A 20572-nucleotide genomic window follows, 5' to 3' on the forward strand; every position below is an offset into this window, starting at 1 on the left:
GGTCCGTCGCGGGTGAGGGTGACCCGCCACAACACCGCACACGGCACCCGCGCGGCCGGTCACCGGGCCGACGACGTCCGATCCGTTCCGACCGGCGGGAGTGCTCAGTGCACGTGGGCGGCGGTCAGAACGGCCGCAGCAGTCAGAACGGCAGCGGCTATCAGAACGGCAGCAGCGGGTCGACCGCGACGGAGAGGAAGATCAGCGTCAGGTATGTGATCGAGGCGTGGAACACGCGCATCGGACGCGCCTCGCCGCCGCGCACCGCGCGGTTGTAGAGACGGTGCGACTCGTAGATGAACCAGCCGCCGAAGACGAGGGCCGACACGGTGTAGACGAGCCCCATGTGCGCGACCGGCACGAGCAGCAGCGAGCACGCGACGGTCGCCCAGGCGTAGAGGATGACCTGCAGACCGACCTGCGAGGCCGAGCGCGTCACGCCCAGCATCGGCACGTCGACGTCGTCGTAGTCGTCCTTGTACTTCATCGACAGCGGCCAGTAGTGCGGCGGGGTCCAGAGGAAGACCAGGACGAAGAGGACGAAGGGCGGCCAGTCCAGCGAGCCGGTCACGGCGGTCCAGCCGATCAGCACGGGGAAGCAGCCGGCGATGCCGCCCCAGATGATGTTCTGCTCGGTGCGTCGCTTGAGGATCATCGTGTAGATCACGACGTAGAAGAAGATCGCTCCGGCCGACAGCGATGCGGCCAGCACGTTCGTGGTGACCAGCAGCCAGACCGTGGACACGACGGCGAGCACCCACGAGAACACCAGGGCGCCGCGGGGCGACACCTCACCGGTGACGAGCGGACGGTTCTCGGTGCGCTTCATGTGCACGTCGATGTCGCGGTCCAGGTACATGTTGAACGACGCCGCCGAGGCGGCGCTCATCGCCCCGCCGATGACCGTCGCCAGCACGAGCCACAGGTCGGGCAGCCCACCCTGGGCCAGGAACATCACCGGCACCGTGGAGACGAGCAGGAGCTCGAGCACACGAGGCTTCGTGAGCGCGATGTACCCGCGGAACTTCTGACCGAACGAGTGGCTCGTCCCGGTGGTCTGCGACGTCGTCGAGATCGCGATCGCCTCCTCCTGCGCGCATGTGGACACTCCTTCCAGTCTATGCCACCGGGCGTGTCGGACCACGCTCGCGAGCCGGTCCGTCACGCCGTGAAACCTGCCCCCGCTCACCGGTACCGCCCCGCTATGCTGAAAGCCACTCGCGCGCCCGGCGCTGTGCATCCATTCCGTGACGACGCGGACCGCGCAGGGAATACGGGCGCCTTCGCAAGTGTCAGAAGGAGCATGGCCGTGACAGAACTTCAGTGGGACGAGATCGACCAGCGCGCGGTGGACACCGCGCGCGTGCTGGCGGCGGATGCCGTCGAGAAGGTCGGCAACGGGCACCCGGGCACCGCCATGAGCCTGGCCCCGGTCGCCTACCTGCTGTACCAGCGCGTGCTGCGACACGACCCCAGCGACACCGACTGGCTCGGCCGTGACCGATTCATCCTGTCGGCGGGGCACTCCTCGCTCACCCAGTACGTGCAGCTGTACCTCGGCGGGTTCGGACTCGAACTCGAAGATCTCGAGTCGCTGCGCACATGGGGCTCGAAGACCCCGGGTCATCCCGAGTACGGCCACACCAAGGGCGTCGAGATCACCACCGGCCCGCTCGGACAGGGTCTCGCCTCGGCGGTGGGCTTCGCCTATGCGGCGCGCTACGAGCGCGGTCTGTTCGATCCGGAGGCAGAGGCGGGCACCAGCCCGTTCGACCACTTCGTCTACGTCATCGCGAGCGACGGCGACCTGCAGGAGGGCGTCACCAGCGAGGCCGGGTCGCTGGCCGGTCACCAGCAGCTGGGGAACCTGATCGCGATCTACGATTCGAACCAGATCTCGATCGAGGACGACACCGACGTCGCCTTCACCGAGGACGTCGCGGCGCGCTATGAGGCGTACGGCTGGCACGTGCAGACCGTGGACTGGAAGAAGACCGGCGAATACGTCGAGGACGTCGCCGAGCTGCATGCGGCCGTCGAGGCGGCCAAGGCGGAGACCGGCAAGCCGTCGCTGATCGTCCTGAAGACCATCATCGGCTGGCCGTCGCCCGGCAAGCAGAACACCGGCAAGATCCACGGCTCGGCGCTCGGCGCCGACGAGCTCGCCGCCACGAAGAAGGCACTGGGCTTCGACCCCGAGCAGAACTTCGCCGTGGCGGATGACGTGATCGAGCGCACGCGCTCGACGCTCGCCGAGCGCGCGAGCACCGCGCGCGCCGAATGGCAGGAGTCGTTCGACGCGTGGGCGGCGGCGAACCCCGAGCGCAAGGCGCTGCTCGACCGTCTCGAGGCGGGTGAGCTGCCCGATGCCATCGCCGACGCGCTTCCGGTGTTCGAGGCCGGCAAGGACGTCTCGACGCGGGCCGCCTCCGGGCAGGTGATCAACGCGCTCGCCGCCGAGCTGCCCGAACTGTGGGGCGGATCCGCCGACCTCGCCGAGTCGAACCTGACGACCATCAAGGATGCGCCCTCGTTCATCCCGTCCGAGTGGTCCACCCACGAATGGGAGGGCAACCGCTACGGCCGCGTGCTGCATTTCGGCATCCGCGAGCACGCGATGGCCGCCATCGTCAACGGCATCGTGCTGCACGGCCCGACTCGCGCCTTCGGCGGCACGTTCCTCATCTTCAGCGACTACATGCGCCCCGCGGTGCGCCTGGCCGCTCTGATGAACATCCCGAGCATCTTCGTGTGGACGCACGACTCCGTCGCGCTCGGCGAAGACGGTCCCACCCACCAGCCGATCGAGCAGCTCGCAGCGCTCCGCGCGATCCCGAATCTCACGATCGTGCGCCCGGCGGATGCCAACGAGACGGCGGCCGCGTGGCTCGAGCTGCTGCGCCGCAACGCCGGTCCTGCCGGCATCGCGCTGACCAGGCAGAACATCCCCGTGTTCGAGCGCGGCGATGGCGCGGCATCCGGCGACGCGTTCGCCTCGGCCGACAACACTGCGAAGGGCGCATATGTCCTCGCCGAGGCGCCGAACGGCACACCGGACGTGATCCTCATCGCCACCGGCTCCGAGGTCCAGCTCGCCGTGAGTGCGCGCGAGACCCTCGCCGCCGAGGGCGTGAACGCGCGCGTCGTTTCCGCGCCGGCGCTGGAGTGGTTCGCCGAGCAGGACGCGGCGTACCGCGAATCGGTGCTGCCCGCCTCGGTCACCGCCCGGGTCTCGGTCGAGGCCGGATCCGTGCTGAGCTGGCGCGGGATCGTGGGTGACCGCGGTCGCTCCGTCGGCATCGACCACTTCGGTGCGTCGGCCGACTACAAGACCCTGTTCCAGAAGTTCGGCATCACCGCCGAGGCCGTCGTCGAGGCGGCCCGCGAGACTCTGAAGGAGAACGCATGAGCACCCCCACCGCAGACCTTTCCGCCGCCGGCGTCAGCATCTGGCTCGACGATCTGTCCCGCACGCGCATCGCCACCGGCAACCTGCAGCACCTCATCGAGACGCGCAACGTCACCGGCGTCACGACGAACCCGACGATCTTCGCCGGCGCCATCACGAACCCCGACGACACGTCCTACGACGCGCAGGTCGTCGAGCTCGCCGCATCCGGGGCGAGCGCCGAGGAGGCCGTGTTCGCCGCGACCACTCAGGACGTGCGCGATGCTCTCGACGTGTTCCGCCCGGTGTGGGAGGCCACGAACCACGTCGACGGCCGCGTCTCGATCGAGGTCTCCCCCGACCTCGCCCACGACACCGAGGGCACGGTGACGCAGGCGAAGGAGCTCTGGCACAAGATCGACCGGCCGAACCTGCTGGTCAAGATCCCCGCAACGAAGGCCGGCCTGCCCGCCATCACCGAGGCGATCGCGACCGGCATCAGCGTCAACGTGACCCTGATCTTCAGCCTCGAGCGCTACGCGGAGGTCATCGACGCCTACCTGACGGGTCTGGAGCGCGCGCACTCGGCGGACTTCGACCTGGCGAGCATCCACTCGGTCGCGTCGTTCTTCGTGTCGCGCGTCGACACCGAGACCGACAAGCGCCTGGAGAAGATCGGCACCGACGCGGCCCAGGCTCTGAAGGGCAAGGCGGGGCTGGCGAACGCCCGTCTCGCGTACGAGTTGTTCGAGAAGACCTTCGCCGAGAAGCGTGCGCAGGATCTGATCGCGCTGGGTGCCAACCTGCAGCGTCCGCTGTGGGCATCGACCGGCGTCAAGGACCCGGCCCTGCCCGACACCCTGTACGTCACGGAGCTCGTCGCCCCCGGCGTCGTGAACACCATGCCGGAGAAGACCCTCGAGGCGACCTTCGACCACGGCGTCATCACCGGTGACACCGTCACCGGCGGCTACGACGAGGCGCGCGAGGTCTTCGCCGGCCTCGCCGAGGTGGGCGTCGACTTCCACGACGTCACCAAGGTGCTCGAGGAGGAGGGCGTCGCCAAGTTCATCGACTCCTGGCACGGTCTGCTGGCTCAGGTCACCGAGGGGCTGGAAGCCACACGATGACCGTCTCGGTGCACGTGTCGCAGGCGGCTCGGGCCGCCGTCGACGAGCTCGTTCCCGGGCTCGTCGCAGGCCTCGTGGCGTCACGTGTCACCGCCGGCGATTCGACCCTCTGGGGTCCCGACGCCGAATCCGAGGCCGCCATCCGCCTCGGCTGGGTGGAGGCGGTCTCCGTGTCGCGGCCGCTCGTCGACGAGATCACGGCTCTGCGTCGTGCTCTCGCCGCGCGGGGAGTCGACCGGGTCGTGCTGGCCGGGATGGGCGGCTCCTCCCTCGCCCCCGAGGTCATCGCGAACACCGCGGGCGTGCCGCTCACCGTGCTCGACTCCACCTCCCCCGCCCAGGTGCTGTCCGCGCTCGACGGCGACCTCTCGCGCACCGTCCTCGTGGTGTCGTCGAAGTCCGGGTCGACCGTCGAGACCGACTCGCAGCGCCGCGTCTTCGAGACGTCCTTCCGGGACGTCGGTCTCGAACCCGCCGAGCACATCGTGGTCGTGACGGACCCGGGCTCGCCGCTGGACGCGTCGGCGCGCGAGGCCGGGTACCGCGTCTTCCACGCGGACCCTCAGGTGGGCGGGCGCTACTCCGCGCTGACCGCGTTCGGTCTCGTGCCCGCGGGCCTGGCCGGCGTCGACATCGCCGAGCTGCTCGACGAGGCGGAGGCCTCGATGCTGCAGTTCGCCGTCGACTCCGCAGAGAACCCGGCTCTGCGGCTGGCCGCCGCGATCACGGGGGTCGCGCCGCGGCGCGACAAGCTCGGCCTGGTCAGCGACGGCACCCACATCGTGGGCCTTCCCGACTGGATCGAGCAGCTGATCGCCGAGTCCACGGGCAAGAACGGCACCGGCCTCCTGCCCGTCGTCCTGCTTCCGGTGTCGCCGGAGCTCGAATCCCGCCCGCAGGACATGCAGGTCGTGCGGCTGGTCGACGACGCCGATGAGTTCCACATGACCGAGCACCACCCGGGCGAGATCCTGGTCAGCGGCACGCTCGGGGCGCAGTTCCTGCTCTGGGAGTACGCGACGGCGATCGCCGGGCATCTGCTCGGCATCAACCCCTTCGACCAGCCGGATGTGGAGTCCGCGAAGACCGCCGCACGCGGCCTGCTCGACGCGCAACCCGAAGCCACCGCACCCGCCTTCACGCAGGACGGCGTCGAGGTACGCGTCTCGGATGCGCAGCTCGCCGCCTCCGCAACGATCGAAGGCGTGCTCGATGCGCTCTGGTCCCGGCTCGCCGACGACGGCTACGTGGCGATCCAGGCGTACGTGAACCGTCTGGATCTGGAGCAGCTGCAGGGTCTTCGCGAGTTGGTCGCGGCGGACTCGGGGCGCCCCACGACCTTCGGCTGGGGTCCTCGATTCCTGCACTCCACCGGCCAGTACCACAAGGGCGGGCCCGCGCAGGGCGTGTTCCTGCAGATCCTGGAGCGCAGCGAGGTCGACCTCGAGATCCCCGGGCGCCCGTTCACCTTCGGCCGGCTGATCGAGGCGCAGGCCGCCGGCGACGCCGCTGTGCTCGCCGCGAACGGTCGTCCCGTCGTGACGCTCACCATCACGGATGCCGTCGACGACGTCCTCGCCCTCTTCGAGGCCGCTCAGTAATCCCTTCCGGAACCTGGAGATATCCCCCACCGATGACTGCCCCCGTCTCACGCGGAAACAACCCGCTCCGCGACCCCGATGACCGTCGCCTGAACAGGATCGCCGGCCCCAGCGCACTGGTGATCTTCGGGGTCACCGGCGATCTGTCCCGCAAGAAGCTGATGCCGGCCGTGTACGACCTCGCCAACCGCGGTCTGCTCCCCCCTGGCTTCGCGCTCGTCGGCTTCGCCCGCCGCGACTGGGAGGATCAGGACTTCGCCGAGGTGGTGTACGACGCGGTGAAGAAGCACGCGCGCACCGAGTTCCGCGAGGAGACCTGGCAGCAGCTGCTGCAGGGCATCCGGTTCGTGCAGGGCACCTTCGACGACCCGGAGGCCTTCGCGCGACTGCGCGAGACGGTCGAGCGGCTCGACGTCGAACGCGGCACCATGGGTAACCACGCGTACTACCTGTCGATCCCGCCGAAGGCCTTCGCCGAGGTGGCGAGACAGCTGCGCGAGTCGGGTCTGGTCGGCCCCGACAGCGACGACGCCTCGCACTGGCGACGCGTCGTGATCGAGAAGCCCTTCGGCCACGACCTCGAATCGGCCCGTGCCCTCAACGAGGTCATCGAGCAGACCTTCCCCGTCGACTCGATCTTCCGCATCGACCACTATCTCGGCAAGGAGACGGTGCAGAACATCCTCGCGCTGCGCTTCGCGAACGAGCTGTACGAGCCGCTGTGGAACCGCAACTACGTCGATCACGTGCAGATCACCATGGCCGAGGACATCGGCGTCGGAGGTCGCGCCGGGTATTACGACGGCGTCGGCGCCGCGCGTGACGTCTTCCAGAACCACCTGCTGCAGCTGCTCGCCCTGACCGCCATGGAAGAGCCGATCAGCATGTCGGCCGACCACCTGCGTGCCGAGAAGGAGAAGGTCCTCGAGGCCGTGCGCCTGCCAGACGACCTGTCCCTCGCCACCGCCCGCGGCCAGTATGCCGGCGGGTGGCAGGGCGGCGAGCGGGTCAACGGCTTCCTCGAGGAGGAGGGCATGGACCCGCAGTCGGCCACCGAGACGTACGCGGCGGTGAAGCTGGAGATCGATACGCGCCGCTGGGCGGGCGTGCCGTTCTACCTGCGCACCGGCAAGCGGCTGGGTCGCCGGGTCACCGAGATCGCCGTGGTGTTCAAGCGCGCGCCCGAGCACCTGTTCGGCCGCGCACAGACCGCGGAGCTCGGCCAGAACGCGCTGGTCATCCGGGTGCAGCCCGATGAGGGCGTCACCATCCGGTTCGGCTCGAAGGTGCCGGGAAGCGGCGCGAACGTGCGCGACGTGACGATGGACTTCGGCTACGGCCACGCGTTCACCGAGGCCAGCCCCGAGGCGTACGAGCGGCTCATCCTGGACGTGCTGCTCGGCGACCCGCCGCTGTTCCCGCGGCACCAGGAGGTCGAGCTGTCCTGGAAGATCCTCGACCCGGTCGAGGAGTACTGGGCATCGCTGCACGCGCCGCTCGAGCAGTACGCCCCCGGTTCCTGGGGGCCGGCATCCGCCGACGCACTTCTTGCCCGCGACGGACGAGTCTGGAGACGCCCGTGATCATCGACCTTCCCGACACCACGGTCAGCCAGGTCGCGAAGCAGCTCGTGCGGGTTCGCGAGGAGGGCGGTGCCGTCGCCCTCGGTCGCGTGCTGACCCTGATCATCATCGCCCGTCACGGCGTCGCCGAGGCCGCCATCGATGCGGCGAACGACGCGTCGCGCGAGCATCCGATGCGCGTGATCGTGCTGATCGCCGACGACGGCGACGCGCATCTCGACGCGCAGATCCGCGTCGGAGGCGACGCGGGCGCCAGCGAGGTCATCGTGCTTCGTGCCCACGGTGACGCGTCCAGCAACACCGAGAGCCTGGTCACGGGCCTGCTGCTTCCCGACGCGCCCGTCGTCGCGTGGTGGCCGGAGGAGGCGCCGACGGATGCCGCGGCGTCGCCGCTCGGGCGCATCGCCCAGCGCCGGATCACCGATGCGGCGACAGCACCCGATGTGCCCGAGCGTCTCGCGCTGCTCGGCAGGACGCACGCTCCCGGCGACACCGATCTGGCATGGACGCGCCTGACCCACTGGCGCGAGCAACTGGCGGCGGTGCTCGATCAGCCGCCCTACGAGCGGGTCACCGCCGTCGAGGTGCGCGGCGCCGCCGCATCGCCCTCGACGGCCCTGCTGGCCGCCTGGCTGCGCATGGCGCTGGATGTGCCGGTGAGCTGGTCGTACGAAGACCCTGAGCACTGGCAGGAGGGCATCAAGTCCGTGCGTCTGACGCGGGCGAGCGGTGACATCCTGCTCGAGCGGCCCGAGCCCGGCGTGGCGGTGCTGACGCAGCCGGGGCAGCCCGATCACGAACTGCATCTGCCGCGGCGCACGCTGCGCGAGTGCCTCGCCGAGGAACTGCGGCGCCTCGACGCGGATCTGCTGTACGGTCGGGTCATCACCGAGGGATGGAGTCGGCTCGGGCCGGCGGAGAAGTGAGCGGGTGAGCATGAAGGTGCAGGGATCGACCAAGACCGTCGTCGTCGAGCCGACGCCCGCAGCGCTGGCTGCGCGCGTCGCGGATCGGTTCCTCGCCCGAGTGGTCGCCCGCACGCGCAACGGACGCCTCGCACACATCTGCCTCACCGGCGGGTCGATGGGCGGCGCGGTCCTCGCGGCCGCCGCGGACGACGAGCGCATCCGCACGATCGACTGGTCGCTGGTGCACTTCTGGTGGGGTGACGAGCGCTTCGTCGAACTCGACGACGCCGATCGCAACTCCCGGTCGTCCCGCGAGGCGCTGCTCGACCGTCTCAGCATCCCGGCCGAGAACATCCATGAAATCGCCGTGCCCTCCTCCGGAGTCGGCCTCGACGAGGCCGCAGCCGCCTATGCCGACGACCTCGCCCGCTTCGGGCGGGGCGACGAGCCGTGGCCGTCGTTCGCGGTGTGCTTCCTCGGCGTGGGACCGGACGGGCACATCGCCTCGCTGTTCCCCGACCGCGCCGAGGTGACCGTGACGGATGCCGCGGCGCTGCCGGTGCGCAACTCGCCGAAGCCGCCCCCCGAGCGGGTCACCCTGACCCGCCCCGTGCTGAACGCCTCCAAGCGCGTGTGGCTGGTTCTCACGGGCGCCGACAAGGCGTCGGCGCTGGGGCTGGCCCTGGCCGGCGCCAGTTACCAGAGCGTTCCCGCAGCCGGGGCGAAGGGCCGCCGGCGCACCGTCTTCTTCGTCGACGAGGCCGCTGCGGCCGAGGTCTCCCCCGACCTCATCGACCGCGACTACTGATCGTCGCGGTCGTCCGCGCCTCCCGGTTCGGCGGGCGGATGCTGCGGCCCGGGCGGCCGCAGCGGGTTCGCGCTGTCGTTCCCGTCGCCAGGTGCCGCCGTTCCCCCGCTGCCGCGACGGATGGCGAGCTCCTGGCTCTCGCTGAGCACCTGCGGATGGTAGCGGGCCAGCCCGAACACACCCCACACCGCGATGGCACCGGCGACGACGAACACGATGACCACCCACAGCGGTGCGGCCTCCGCCTCGCCGAGCACGAGCGCGCCGATGAGCACGGCGACGATCGGGTCGATGACGGTGAGGCCGGCGATCACGAGGTCGGGCGGTCCGGAGCTGTACGCGGTCTGCACGAAGTAAGCGCCCACGACGCCGGCGGCGATCAGTGCGATGACGCACACCACGGTGAGCCACTCGAAGTCGCCCGCCTGGATGCGCTTGATGACGGCCTTGGCGAGGGTGGCGACGAAGCCGTAGAGGATGCCGGCGCCGGTGACGTAGAACAGCGCGCGCATGCGGTGTCGCAGGATCAGCCAGCAGGCGCCGAGCACGATGATCACCAGCAGCAGCACGGTGAGGATCGTGAACAGATCCTCGTTGCTGATCTCGCGCTCGGTGGCGTACAACGCGGCGAGGGCGACGAACAGGAAGATGCCGCCCAGACAGCACCCGATCGCGATCAGCGACTGCCGGGTGGGTGCGTGACCTGAGATGCGCGCGTTGAGCAGCGTCGTGATCACGAGGGCGACCGCGCCCAGCGGCTGCACGACGATCAGCGGTGCGATCGCGATCGCGCTGAGCTGGCACGCGATGGCGAAGCCCAGCATGACGGTTCCGAGGATCCACGACGGCCGTCGCAGCAGACCGCGCAGCTGCGCGCCGCTGAGCCCGCTCGTGCCCTCGACGCCGGTGATCCGCTCGACCTTCTCGACACCGCGGTGCTGGTACTGCGCGCCCAGCGACATGAAGACGGCGCCGGCGAGGGCGAGAGGGATGCCGAGCAGGAGCGCCGGGTTCTCGAACACGCCGACCAGCTGGTCGCGGACGCCCTCAGCGATCTCCACCCCATGATGCACAGTACGACCTTACCGGCCATCGGCCGCCCAGTAGTGTTGTGGCGTGGCTGTTCTTCCGATCCGCATCATGGGCGATCCCGTCCTGCACTCCCCCGCGAGCCCGGTGGGCGAGGTGACCGACGAGATCCGCACTCTCGTCGCCGACATGTACGAGACCATGGACGCCGCACCCGGCGTCGGCCTGGCCGCCCCGCAGGTGGGCGTCGCACTGCGCGTCTATGTGTACTCGTACGTCGACGACGACGAGCAGCCGTGGCGCGGCGAGATCCTGAACCCGGTGCTGTGGATGACGCCGCCCGAGCCCGGCTCGCCCGACCCCGACCTGGAGTCGGAGGGGTGCCTGTCGTTCCCCGGCGAGCGATTCCCGCTGAGACGCGCCGACCGGGTGATGGTGACCGGCACCGATCTCGAGGGCGCTCCCGTGCGCCTCGAGGTGGACGGATGGCGGGCCCGCATCATGCAGCACGAGTTCGACCACCTCGACGGCATCCTCTATGTCGACCGGCTGTCGGACGGCGATCGCAAGACCGTGCAGAAGATCGCCCGCAAGCGCGGGTGGGGCCGTCCCGGCGCCAGCTGGATGCCCGGCGTCGACGACCTCGAGGGGTGACCTGCCGCCATGCTCGACACCCGCATCCGTCGCGTCCTCACCGTCACCGCAGCGGCGATCCTCTTCTCCGCGATGCTCAGCGGTTGCGGCACGATCACCGGCATCATCAACGGCGGCGACGCTCAGCGCGACCGGGACGGCAGGGTCACCGAAGAGAAGCAGATCGACATCTTCTCCCTGAAGGTCGGCGACTGCCTGACCGCCGATGCCCTCACCGGCGGCGAGACGACCAGTGCGCCGGTGGTGCCCTGCGAGCAGGCGCATCCGTTCGAGGTCTACGCGGAGTTCGACCTGGAGGACGGCGAGTTCCCCGGCACCGAGGCGATCGAAGAGCCGGCGACCGAGTTCTGCGAGGCGGAGTTCGCGACGTTCGTCGGCGTCGGGTACCAGGAGTCGTCACTCGCCTACACCTGGTTCGAGCCCACCGCCGAGAGCTGGTCCGCCGATGACCGCCTGGTGCAGTGCATCATCGGCGACCCGGAGGGCGACGTGCAGGGCAGCCTGGCGGGCGTCAAGCGCTGACAGCGTCGGGGGGGGGAAGCGTCAGACGCCGAAGCCCCGCCACAGGGGCGGGGCTTCTGTTGGCTCCCCGGCTTGGACTCGAACCAAGAACCTGCCGGTTAACAGCCGGCTGCTCTGCCAATTGAGCTACCGAGGATCACGTTCCCCGCTCGGCGGGCAACTCCCCCAGCTTAGCAAACTCCGCGGGTGCTGCTGAACACCGGCCAGCGCCCGGGCGTGGCGCGGTCAGCCACGGAAATCGCCCTCCGCGTTCGGCGCCCAGATGAGGTTGCGGCCGACGCCGCGCGCGACGACGTGACCGGTGCGGAGCATCAGCGCCTCCGCACCCAGCTCGCGGATGAACGCCGCGTCGTTGGTCACCAGCAGCGCTGCCATCGACCGCTCGGTGCGCCGGCGCGTGATCGCGTCGAACACCACCGGGCGCACCTCGAGGTCGAGGTTCGAAAGGGGCTCGTCGGCGATGAGCACGCGAGGCTCCATCACGAGCGCACGGGCGATCGCGACGCGCTGACGCATGCCGGCGCTGAGCTCATAGGGGAACTTCGATGCGGCACCGAGCGGAAGGTGCAGCTCGTCGAGCAGCGACGCCACGCGGATCGCCAGCGCCTTGCTGTTCACCTTCTTCTCGCGCAGCGTGATCGGCTCGGAGATCACCTCACCCACCGTCAGCCGTGGCGGCAGAGCGGCGCCCGCGCCCTGTCCGACGTATCCGCTCAGCGCGGTGAGTACGCGCAGCTTGCGACCGGGCCGGCGGATGTTCACTCCGCAGACCTGCGCCTGACCGCCGGCGACGCGCAGCGAGGCATCGGCCCTGCCGGCGAGTGCAGCCACCAGCGTGGACTTCCCCGATCCGGTCGGACCGCCGATGCACAGCAGTCCGCCGGGCTCGACCTGAAAGCTGACCCCGTCGATCGCGCGCGTGACACCCCCGTGGCCGATGCGGTCGATCACCAGATCGGAGCACTCGATCGCATTCGCACCGGCGGCAGACATGACTCCATCCTGCCCGCTCGCGCGGTGTTCGCGCTCAGGACTCGGCGAATCTCGCCCGCTCTGCATCGAGATCGCGCAATCGCATCCGCAGTGCCCGTCCTCCGTCCGAGTCCGCCGGCACCCGCTGCACGGCACCGAGCAGTTCGTTCTTCTCACGGTCGATGCCGCGCACGATCAGGCGGCGGCAGAGATCGGCGGCCGAGGCCAGAGCGCCCTCCTCGTCCCGCGCGGGGAACGGCATCATGAGCAGCTCCCCGGCGAGGCCGCGATACGGCTCGCGCACGGCATCCGCGGCCGCCGTCGCCCAGCCGACCCTGGTGCGGTCCGCGACCGCGGCGACCGACTCGCGCACGGCCTCGAGCGCGGGGTGGCGGAACGGCTCGGCCAGCGCCCGCGAAAGCAGGTCGATGTCGATGCGGTGCCCGTACTGCAGTACGCCCATCAGCGCGTCGCGCTCGATCGCGACATCGGCGGTGCGCGGCAGATCCTGCAGGCGCATCCGTGCCGTCGCGGGCTCTGCCCCGGGCTGGGATCCCCCGGCCGGCGGCCGCTGGTCCTGCCTGCCCGGTGTCGCCGGCGCCCGAGACGCGCGCATCACCTGCTGGTGCACGGCCGTGGGATCCATGCCCAGCCGTCGTGCCAGCACGCGTTCGTACCCGGGTCGGAGCAGCTCGTCGCGGATCTCGGCGACGATCGGCGAGGCCGCGCGCAGCGCGCCCACCTGCCCCTCGACCGTGGCGAGATCGAAGCCTGCGAGCTTGCGATCGATCGCGAACTCGAACATCGGCACCTTGGCGTCCATCAGACCGCGCACGGCGGCGTCTCCACGCTGCAGACGCAGATCACACGGGTCGAGCCCGTCCGGCGCGACGGCGACGAACGTCTGCGCGGTGAAGCGGGAGTCCTCCGAGAAGGCACGCAGGGCCGCCTTCTGCCCCGCCTCGTCGCCGTCGAAGGTGAAGACCACCTCTCCCGCGGCGGAATCGTCGCCCATCACCCGCCGCAGCACCTTGATGTGCTCGGTGCCGAACGCGGTGCCGCAGGTCGCGATCGCCGTGGTCACACCCGCGAGATGGCAGGCCATCACATCGGTGTACCCCTCGACGACGACGACGCGTCGCGGGTCGCCGCGCGCGATGTCCCGCTTGGCCAGGTCGAGACCGTAGAGCACCTGCGCCTTCTTGTAGATCGGCGTCTCGGGCGTGTTCAGGTACTTCGGCCCCTGGTCGTCGTCGTACAGCTTGCGCGCACCGAACCCGATCGTCTGTCCGGTGACATCCCGGATCGGCCACACCACGCGGCCGCGGAAGCGGTCGTACACGCCGCGCTGGCCCGCGGAGACGAGGCCGGCAGCGGTCAGCTCGTCGCGGGTGAAGCCCTGCGCGATGAGCGCCTTCAGCATCCCATCCCAGCCCCGGGGCGCGTAGCCCACACCGAAGTGCGCGGCGGCTCCCGCATCGAAGCCGCGTTCGCCGAGGAACCGCCGCGCGCTCTCGGCCTCGGCGCTCAGCAGCTGCGAGCGGAAGAACTCTCCCGCGGCGGTGTTCGCCGCATACAGCCGGCTGCGTCCGCTGGTCTCCGGAGCGGCGCCGCCGTCCTCGTAGTGCAGCGAGTAGCCGATGCGTCCGGCCAGCCGTTCCACGGCCTCGGTGAAGCTGACGTGATCCATCTCGCGCAGGAACGAGTACACGTCGCCGGATGCTCCGCATCCGAAGCAGTGGTAGTAACCGACCTGCGGGCGCACGTGGAAGCTCGGGCTCTTCTCGTCGTGGAACGGGCACAGGCCCTTCATGGAACCCACACCGGCGGACTTCAGCGCGACCCTCTCGCCCACGATGTCGGCGATGTTCGTGCGGGTCTTGACCTCTTCGACGTCCGCCTGCCGGATGCGGGGCATCAGACCGCCCCTTCGACGGTCTGCGCCTCGGCACGCCGGCGCGCGCCGGGGCGCGCGTGACGCGGCGACCAGATGCCGACCTCGGCGGGGTCGATCTCGCCGACCAGCCTGTTGTGCCAGTCCACGGCCGTCTGGTCCGTGAGGCTCGCGATCTGGTCGACCACGACGCGGGCTCGGGCGGCGTCATCGGTGGCCGCCAGGAAGTCCGCGGCGAAGGCGGGCTCGAGCACGTCGGCGCCGGCCGACCAAAGGGCATCCGTCGACCACAGCGCGTCGGCGAGGCGCTTGAGCACGCGGCGCTGTTCCTTGTAGACGCCCTTGCGTGCGTCGATGGTCACGATCGCCTGGCCCATGATGCCCTTGAGCACGGCGATCTCGGCCTCGACGATGCGCGGCACCACCACGTGCGCGTTGTAGCGCGCGAGCGTCGCACCGCCGTACGCCTCCCTCGTGGCGGCGACGGCCGCCCGGGCGAAACGACCGATCAGGTCGCTGGTGAGATTCTTCAGGCGGGCGAGATCCTGCCGAGACCGGTCGAACGACTTCAGCCACATCGGCTGACGCGTGAGCCGGTACAGCGCATCGGCCAGCTCCTCGCGTGTGAAGTCGTAGCCGACCCACTGCTGGATCCGCCCGACCAGGGGGTGGTGCTCGACGGGGTCCGAGAGCTGGGCCACGTCGAGGTAGCCGTTCACGATGGCGTCCTCGAAGTCGTGCACCGAATAGCCGATGTCGTCGGAGAGATCCATGATCTCGGCCTCGATGCAGCGCAGGCGCCCCGGCGCGCCGTCGCGCATCCAGCGGAACACCGCCTCGTCCTCGGGGTACACCCCGAACTTCAGCCGTCCGCCCGGGTCGGGCAGCGGGCTGTCGACCGTCCAGGGGTACTTGCATGTGGCGTCGAGGCTGGCGCGAGTGAGATTGAGTCCGACGGAGTGGTCGTCGTCGTCGAGCACCTTGGCCTCGAGTCGGGTGAGGATGCGCAGCGACTGCGCGTTGCCCTCGAAGCCGCCGATGGGCTCGGCCCACTCGTTCAGAGCGCGTTCGCCGTTGTGCCCGAACGGCGGGTGCCCCAGATCGTGGCTCAGGCATGCGGTGTCGACGACGTCGCCCGAGACGCCGAGCGCGTGTGCGAGCTCGCGGCCGACCTGCGCCACCTCGAGGGAGTGGGTCAGCCGGTTGCGGGCGAAATCGGCCGTGCTCGCCGGACTCAGCACCTGGGTCTTCGCCGCCAGGCGCCGCAGCGCGGCGGAGTGCAGCACGCGGGCGCGATCGCGCGAGAAGTCGTCGCGTTCCGAACGGTGCGTCTCTGCGAAGAATCGCTCGGCGTCGTGCGCGGCGTAGCCGTCGACGAGTCGCGGTCCGCCGGCGCGCACCGCGGATGCCGCGGGCGCCTCAGCCACCACTGTTCTCGATCTCCGCCCCGCGCATCATGTCGCCGGTCTCGGCGGCGATGTCACGCGAGGTCAGCCACCCTTCCGGCAGCGCCGTGCGCTTCGGCGAGCCGGCGCGGCCGCGCTGGCCCTCCGCACCGGCACCGGGATACGGGGCGTCCTCGAGCGGGCCGAGCAGATCGTCGATCTCCTGCAGCGTCGAGACCCGGGCCAGCGCTGCGCGCAGCTCCCCTCCGACGGGATAGCCCTTGAAGTACCAGGCGACATGCTTGCGCACGTCCTTGCAGCCGCGATCCTCGTCCTCGAAGAACTCAACGAGCAGCTGAGCGTGCCGCCGGAACGCAGCCGCCACGAAATGCAGCGTCGCGTCGACGGCGGGCGGGGCGGCATCGGCCGGCCCGAGTGCGGCGGCCAGCTCACCGAAGAGCCAGGGCCGTCCGAGGCAGCCGCGCCCTACGACGACGCCGTCGCAGCCGGTCTCGGTCATCATCCGGACGGCGTCGTCGGCTGACCAGATGTCGCCGTTGCCGAGCACCGGGATGCTGGTGACAGCCTGCTTCAGCGCACCGATGGCGCCCCAATCCGCATGCCCGGAGTAGTACTCCGACGCGGTGCGCGCATGCAGCGCGACGGCGGCGGCGCCGGCGTCCTCCGCGGCACGTCCGGCGTCGAGGAACGTCAGGTGGTCGCGGTCGATGCCCTTGCGCATCTTCACCGTGAGCGGGACGTCGCCGGCCGCCCGCACCGCGCGCTGCACGATGTCGGCGAACAGCGTCGTCTTCCACGGCAGCGCCGCTCCGCCCCCCTTGCGGGTGACCTTGGGAACCGGACAACCGAAGTTGAGGTCGATGTGATCGGCCCGATCCTCGGCGACGATGATGCGCACGGCCTCGGCGATCGTCGCCGGGTCGACGCCGTACAGCTGGATCGACCGAGGGGTCTCGCTCTCGTGGTGCTGGATCAGGCGCATGGTGATCGCGTTGCGCTCCACGAGTGCGCGCGACGTGATCATCTCGCTGACGTACAGGCCGGCGCCGTACTCGCGGCAGAGGCGACGGAACGCGGTGTTCGTGATGCCGGCCATCGGAGCGAGCACCACGGGCACGTCGAGGTCGATCGGTCCGATGCGCAGCGCGGGCGCCGCCGCGGTGGCGAGAGGGGTGTGCGTGGCGAGAGTCATGTCCCTTCCATTCTCCCAGACGACGGCGCCCACCGGCGGCGCCGGAATTAGGCTGTGGATATGACCGACATCCCGCTCCGCCAGATCCCGTTCGTCGACGCCGCCGGCGACCGCAAGACCCTCGACGACTACGGCTCCGACGTCGTGCTCGTGGTGAACGTCGCCTCGAAGTGCGGTCTCACCCCGCAGTACGAGCAGCTCGAGCAGCTGCAGCGCGACTACGGCGACCGCGGATTCTCCGTGATCGGGTTCCCCTGCAACCAGTTCTTCGGACAGGAGCCGGGGTCGATGGAGCAGATCCTCGAGTTCTGCTCCACGACATACGGTGTGAGCTTCCCCGTGAACGACAAGGTCAAGGTCAACGGCAAGCACGCGCACGAGCTCTACAAGGCGCTCACGCAGACCGCGGATGCCGCCGGCAAGGCCGGCCGCGTGGAGTGGAACTTCGAGAAGTTCCTCGTCGGGCCGGACGGCTCGGTGCAGCGCTTCCGCCCGAAGCAGCGCCCTGACGCACCCGAGATCGTCGCGGCGATCGAAGACGCACTGGTCGCGGCTCGTCGCTGAGCGCGGCGTGCTCGGCATCCACCGCTCACAACCCTGAATTTCCGCCCTCGTCCGATCGGATCGGGCCGACAGCGTTCAGGCCTCGACGGGCGCTCCGCGCTGGGCCCACAGGTCGCGCAGCACGTTCTCGAACGCGGCGGGCGGCTGCGCGCCGGAGATGCCGTATCGGCCGTCGATGACGAAGAACGGCACGCCGTTGATGCCGTATGCCCGCGCCTGCGCCTGATCGGCGCGCGCGGCATCGAGATACTCCGCCGATTCCAGCGCCGTGCGTGCGTCATCGGCATCCAGTCCTGCCTCGACCGCCAGCTCGACGAGGTCGTCGATGCGGCCCACGTGCCTGCCCTCGGTGAAGTAGGCGGACATCAGCCGCTCCTCCATCTCGTGCTGCCGGCCCTTCGCCTTCGCGAAGTGCAGCAGCTCGTGGGCTTTGACCGTGTTGGTGTGCTGCAGCAGGTCGAAGCGGTACTGCAGGCCGGCGCCGGCGGCGACGTCCGTCACGTGCGACAGCATCTGCTCGACCTGCTCGCGCGGCATGCCCTTGTGACCGGCGAGGAAGTCGACCTCGTCGCCGTCGAAGTCGACGGGCGTGTCGGGTGACAGCTCGAAGGAGTGGAAGGTGATGTTCACCTGCGGCGCGTCCGCGTCATCCGCGACGGCGGCCAGCCCCTTCTCCAGGTTGCGCTTGCCGATGTAGCACCACGGGCAGGCGATGTCGGACCAGATGTCGATCGAGATGGGTTCGCTCACACTCCGGTGCAACGGCAGCCGCGCGGATCGTATTCCGCTGATAGCATCCACGGATGCCTTCGCCGCCTGTCGCGTCCTTCTCCCGCGTTCTCGTCGCCGGGGTGACGGGGTCGGGCAAGACCACGTTCGCGCGCCGGCTGGCCACGGCGTGGGATCTGCGTCATGTCGAGATCGATGCGCTCTTCCACGGCCCGGACTGGACTCCGCGGACAAGCTTCCTCGACGACGTGCGCGCCTTCGCCGCCGAAGAGCGCTGGGTCACCGAATGGCAGTACACCAGCAAGGGCACCAGCGAGATCCTCGCGCCCCGCGCGCAGCTGGCGATCTGGCTCGACTATCCGTACCGCGTCGTGCGCGCGAGGCTCATCCGGCGCACATTCGGCCGTGCGGTGCTCAGGACCGAGCTGTGGAACGGCAATCGCGAACGCGGGCTGGTGAACATGTTCCACCCCGACCCGCACCAGAACATCCTCGCGTGGCAGACGAAGACGCTGGGGCACTGGACCGAGCGCATGCCGGGCTTGCGGAAGCAGTACCCGCACCTGCGGGTGATGCGCTTCGGACATCCGCGCGAGGCGGAGCGCTGGCTGCGTCAGCTGTCGTCCTCGGCGGAGGGCGCGTCCACCGCGCCGCCGAAACGGCGATCGCGCGACAGATAGATGCCGATGGCGCGCCAGAGCTCCTCCCGCGAGAAGTCCGGCCACAGCGTGTCGAGGAACACCATCTCGGCGTAGGCCGACTGCCACAGCAGGAAGTTCGAGGTGCGCTGCTCCCCCGAGCTGCGCAGGAACAAATCGACGTCCGGCATGTCCGGCACGTACAGGTGGCCCCGGATCTGCTTCTCGGTGATGGCACCGGGTTTCAGCCGGCCCGCCTTCACGTCCTCGGCCATCGCGCGCATGGCATCGACGAGCTCGACGCGGCCGCCGTAGTTCACGCACATCGTCAGCGTGAGCACGTCGTTGTGGCGGGTGAGCTGTTCGGCGTACTGCAGCTCCTTGATCACCGATCCCCAGAGCCGCGGCTTGCGGCCGGCCCAGCGCACCCGCACGCCCCATTCGTTCAGCTGATCCCGGCGACGGTGCAGCACGTCGCGGTTGTAGCCCATGAGGAAGCGCACCTCGTCGGGCGAGCGGGCCCAGTTCTCCGTCGAGAAGGCGTACACCGACAGATGCTTCACCCCCGCCTGCACGGCACCGGCGACGACGTCGAGCAGCACCTCCTCACCGGCCTTGTGCCCCTCGATGCGGTTCAGGCCCCGGCGGTTCGCCCACCGCCCGTTGCCGTCCATGACGATCGCGACGTGGTTCGGCACCGCGGGGAAAGCCGGAGGACGGATGCCGGTCCAGTCCAGCGGACGGTACGGCACGGCGTCTTTGTGGGTGTACGGTTTCGGGGTCACCGGGGTCCTTCCGAGCGGCCGTCGGAGACGTGCGCGAGCGAGCGGATGCCGCGTTCGAGATGGTACTGGGCGTACGCGGCGATGGTGCCGGATGCCGCCGCGGTGTCAGCCGCAGGCGCGGCATCCACCGTCTGCCAGTCCCCCGCCATCAGTGCTCGCAGCAGCGCGAGCGCGGATGGCGCGATGCGCGGGCTGCCGGCCGGCGCGCATGCCGCGCAGACCAGCCCGCCCAGCGGCGCTCCGAACGCTGCGTGCGGCCCCGGCGCACCGCAGCGTGCGCAGTCGTCGAGAGCGGGAGCCCATCCCGACAGCGCCATGACGCGCAGCAGGTAGGAGTCGAGGATGCTGCGCGCGGCATGTTCGCCTCGCGACAGGGCTCGGAGCCCGCCGACGAGGAGCAGATACTGGTCGACGGTCGCCTCGGCCTCGTTCAGCCGATCCGCGGTCTCGACCATGGCGCTGGCCGCCGTGAACCTGTCATAGTCGGCGGCGATGTCGGCGCCGTAGGCGCCCAGCGACTCGGCCTGCTGCACGATGTCGAGCGAGCGCCCCTGGTACAGCTGCACGTCAGCCACCATGAACGGCTCGAGACGGGAGCCGAACTTCGAGGAGGTGCGCCGCACGCCCTTGGCGACGGCACGGATCTTGCCGTTGCTGCGCGACAGCATGGTGACGATGCGGTCGGCTTCACCCAGCTTGTGGGTGCGCAGGATCACCGCTTCGTCTCGATAGGTGGGCATCTGACGATTATCCTCCGCGCACGGAAGAA

The 20572-nt window shown here is 69.9% G+C and carries 19 protein-coding genes and 1 tRNA gene; 10 read left to right on the forward strand and 10 right to left on the reverse strand.

What is annotated here, in order from left to right:
* Nucleotides 1-160 precede the first annotated feature (160 nt).
* On the reverse strand, nucleotides 161-1075 hold the full coding sequence (locus tag ACFWH5_RS10280) for a heme o synthase (RefSeq protein ID WP_378834808.1): 915 nt from the start codon (nucleotides 1073-1075) through the stop codon (nucleotides 161-163).
* A 228-nt stretch (nucleotides 1076-1303) separates the two neighbouring features.
* Between ACFWH5_RS10280 and tkt the strand changes: the two genes are divergently transcribed.
* From tkt to pgl, 6 genes are read left to right on the forward strand one after another with little or no spacing between them, the layout of a single operon-like run.
* A complete protein-coding gene (gene tkt / locus ACFWH5_RS10285) occupies nucleotides 1304-3409 on the forward strand; it encodes a transketolase (RefSeq protein WP_378834422.1) in 2106 nt (701 codons plus the stop codon).
* On the forward strand, nucleotides 3406-4518 hold the full coding sequence (gene tal, locus ACFWH5_RS10290) for a transaldolase (RefSeq protein WP_378834423.1): 1113 nt from the start codon (nucleotides 3406-3408) through the stop codon (nucleotides 4516-4518). Before tkt ends, tal begins: the two co-directional genes overlap by 4 nt.
* A complete protein-coding gene (locus ACFWH5_RS10295) occupies nucleotides 4515-6119 on the forward strand; it encodes a glucose-6-phosphate isomerase (RefSeq protein WP_378834425.1) in 1605 nt (534 codons plus the stop codon). Before tal ends, ACFWH5_RS10295 begins: the two co-directional genes overlap by 4 nt.
* A gap of 32 nt (nucleotides 6120-6151) precedes the next feature.
* Nucleotides 6152-7702 carry a glucose-6-phosphate dehydrogenase gene (gene zwf, locus ACFWH5_RS10300; RefSeq protein ID WP_378834427.1) on the forward strand — a complete coding sequence of 517 codons (1551 nt, stop codon included), beginning with the start codon at nucleotides 6152-6154 and terminating at the stop codon, nucleotides 7700-7702.
* Nucleotides 7699-8628, forward strand: a complete 930-nt coding sequence (locus tag ACFWH5_RS10305) for a glucose-6-phosphate dehydrogenase assembly protein OpcA (protein ID WP_378834428.1) — start codon at nucleotides 7699-7701, stop codon at nucleotides 8626-8628. Before zwf ends, ACFWH5_RS10305 begins: the two co-directional genes overlap by 4 nt.
* Nucleotides 8629-8638: 10 nt before the next feature.
* Entirely contained in the window at nucleotides 8639-9418 is a 780-nt protein-coding gene (gene pgl / locus ACFWH5_RS10310) for a 6-phosphogluconolactonase (RefSeq protein ID WP_378834810.1), read from the forward strand.
* Here the strand turns inward: pgl and ACFWH5_RS10315 are convergent.
* A complete protein-coding gene (locus tag ACFWH5_RS10315) occupies nucleotides 9412-10479 on the reverse strand; it encodes a DMT family transporter (RefSeq protein WP_378834429.1) in 1068 nt (355 codons plus the stop codon). The two genes, pgl and ACFWH5_RS10315, sit on opposite strands and share 7 nt — an antisense overlap.
* Before the next feature lie 55 nt (nucleotides 10480-10534).
* Here ACFWH5_RS10315 and def point away from each other — a divergent pair, with 55 nt between their 5' ends.
* Nucleotides 10535-11101, forward strand: a complete 567-nt coding sequence (def, locus tag ACFWH5_RS10320; RefSeq protein ID WP_378834430.1) for a peptide deformylase — start codon at nucleotides 10535-10537, stop codon at nucleotides 11099-11101.
* 9 nt (nucleotides 11102-11110) lie between these two features.
* A complete protein-coding gene (locus tag ACFWH5_RS10325) occupies nucleotides 11111-11623 on the forward strand; it encodes a septum formation family protein (RefSeq protein ID WP_378834431.1) in 513 nt (170 codons plus the stop codon).
* A 60-nt stretch (nucleotides 11624-11683) separates the two neighbouring features.
* Here ACFWH5_RS10325 and ACFWH5_RS10330 read toward each other — a convergent pair.
* From ACFWH5_RS10330 to dusB, 5 genes are all read right to left on the reverse strand, one after another.
* Nucleotides 11684-11759 (reverse strand) — tRNA-Asn (locus tag ACFWH5_RS10330).
* Nucleotides 11760-11848: 89 nt separating this feature from the next.
* The gene (locus ACFWH5_RS10335; RefSeq protein ID WP_378834433.1) at nucleotides 11849-12616 is read right to left on the reverse strand and encodes an ATP-binding cassette domain-containing protein; all 768 of its coding nucleotides are present in this window, start codon (nucleotides 12614-12616) and stop codon (nucleotides 11849-11851) included.
* A gap of 34 nt (nucleotides 12617-12650) precedes the next feature.
* Entirely contained in the window at nucleotides 12651-14513 is a 1863-nt protein-coding gene (gene dnaG, locus ACFWH5_RS10340) for a DNA primase (RefSeq protein WP_378834434.1), read from the reverse strand.
* On the reverse strand, nucleotides 14513-15916 hold the full coding sequence (locus ACFWH5_RS10345; protein ID WP_378834435.1) for a deoxyguanosinetriphosphate triphosphohydrolase: 1404 nt from the start codon (nucleotides 15914-15916) through the stop codon (nucleotides 14513-14515). Before ACFWH5_RS10345 ends, dnaG begins: the two co-directional genes overlap by 1 nt.
* On the reverse strand, nucleotides 15909-17087 hold the full coding sequence (dusB, locus tag ACFWH5_RS10350) for a tRNA dihydrouridine synthase DusB (RefSeq protein ID WP_378834437.1): 1179 nt from the start codon (nucleotides 17085-17087) through the stop codon (nucleotides 15909-15911). The genes ACFWH5_RS10345 and dusB overlap by 8 nt, the downstream gene beginning before the upstream one ends.
* Nucleotides 17088-17147: 60 nt before the next feature.
* On the opposite strand from dusB, the gene ACFWH5_RS10355 reads away from it, so the two are divergent.
* Nucleotides 17148-17651 carry a glutathione peroxidase gene (locus ACFWH5_RS10355; RefSeq protein WP_378834438.1) on the forward strand — a complete coding sequence of 168 codons (504 nt, stop codon included), beginning with the start codon at nucleotides 17148-17150 and terminating at the stop codon, nucleotides 17649-17651.
* 75 nt (nucleotides 17652-17726) lie between these two features.
* Here ACFWH5_RS10355 and ACFWH5_RS10360 read toward each other — a convergent pair whose 3' ends face one another.
* On the reverse strand, nucleotides 17727-18401 hold the full coding sequence (locus ACFWH5_RS10360) for a DsbA family protein (protein WP_378834440.1): 675 nt from the start codon (nucleotides 18399-18401) through the stop codon (nucleotides 17727-17729).
* 53 nt (nucleotides 18402-18454) lie between these two features.
* On the opposite strand from ACFWH5_RS10360, the gene ACFWH5_RS10365 reads away from it, so the two are divergent.
* Nucleotides 18455-19060: an AAA family ATPase gene (locus tag ACFWH5_RS10365; RefSeq protein WP_378834441.1), complete on the forward strand. Its 606-nt coding sequence runs from the start codon at nucleotides 18455-18457 to the stop codon at nucleotides 19058-19060.
* Here ACFWH5_RS10365 and ACFWH5_RS10370 read toward each other — a convergent pair.
* Both ACFWH5_RS10370 and recO read right to left on the reverse strand, forming a co-directional pair.
* Complete coding sequence (locus tag ACFWH5_RS10370; RefSeq protein ID WP_378834443.1) at nucleotides 18994-19803, reverse strand: isoprenyl transferase; 810 nt, start codon at nucleotides 19801-19803, stop codon at nucleotides 18994-18996. The genes ACFWH5_RS10365 and ACFWH5_RS10370 overlap by 67 nt on opposite strands.
* A complete protein-coding gene (gene recO, locus ACFWH5_RS10375; protein WP_378834444.1) occupies nucleotides 19800-20543 on the reverse strand; it encodes a DNA repair protein RecO in 744 nt (247 codons plus the stop codon). Before recO ends, ACFWH5_RS10370 begins: the two co-directional genes overlap by 4 nt.
* Nucleotides 20544-20572 lie beyond the last annotated feature (29 nt).

Source organism: Microbacterium sp. NPDC058345 (assembly GCF_042723855.1).
GTDB lineage: Bacteria > Actinomycetota > Actinomycetes > Actinomycetales > Microbacteriaceae > Microbacterium.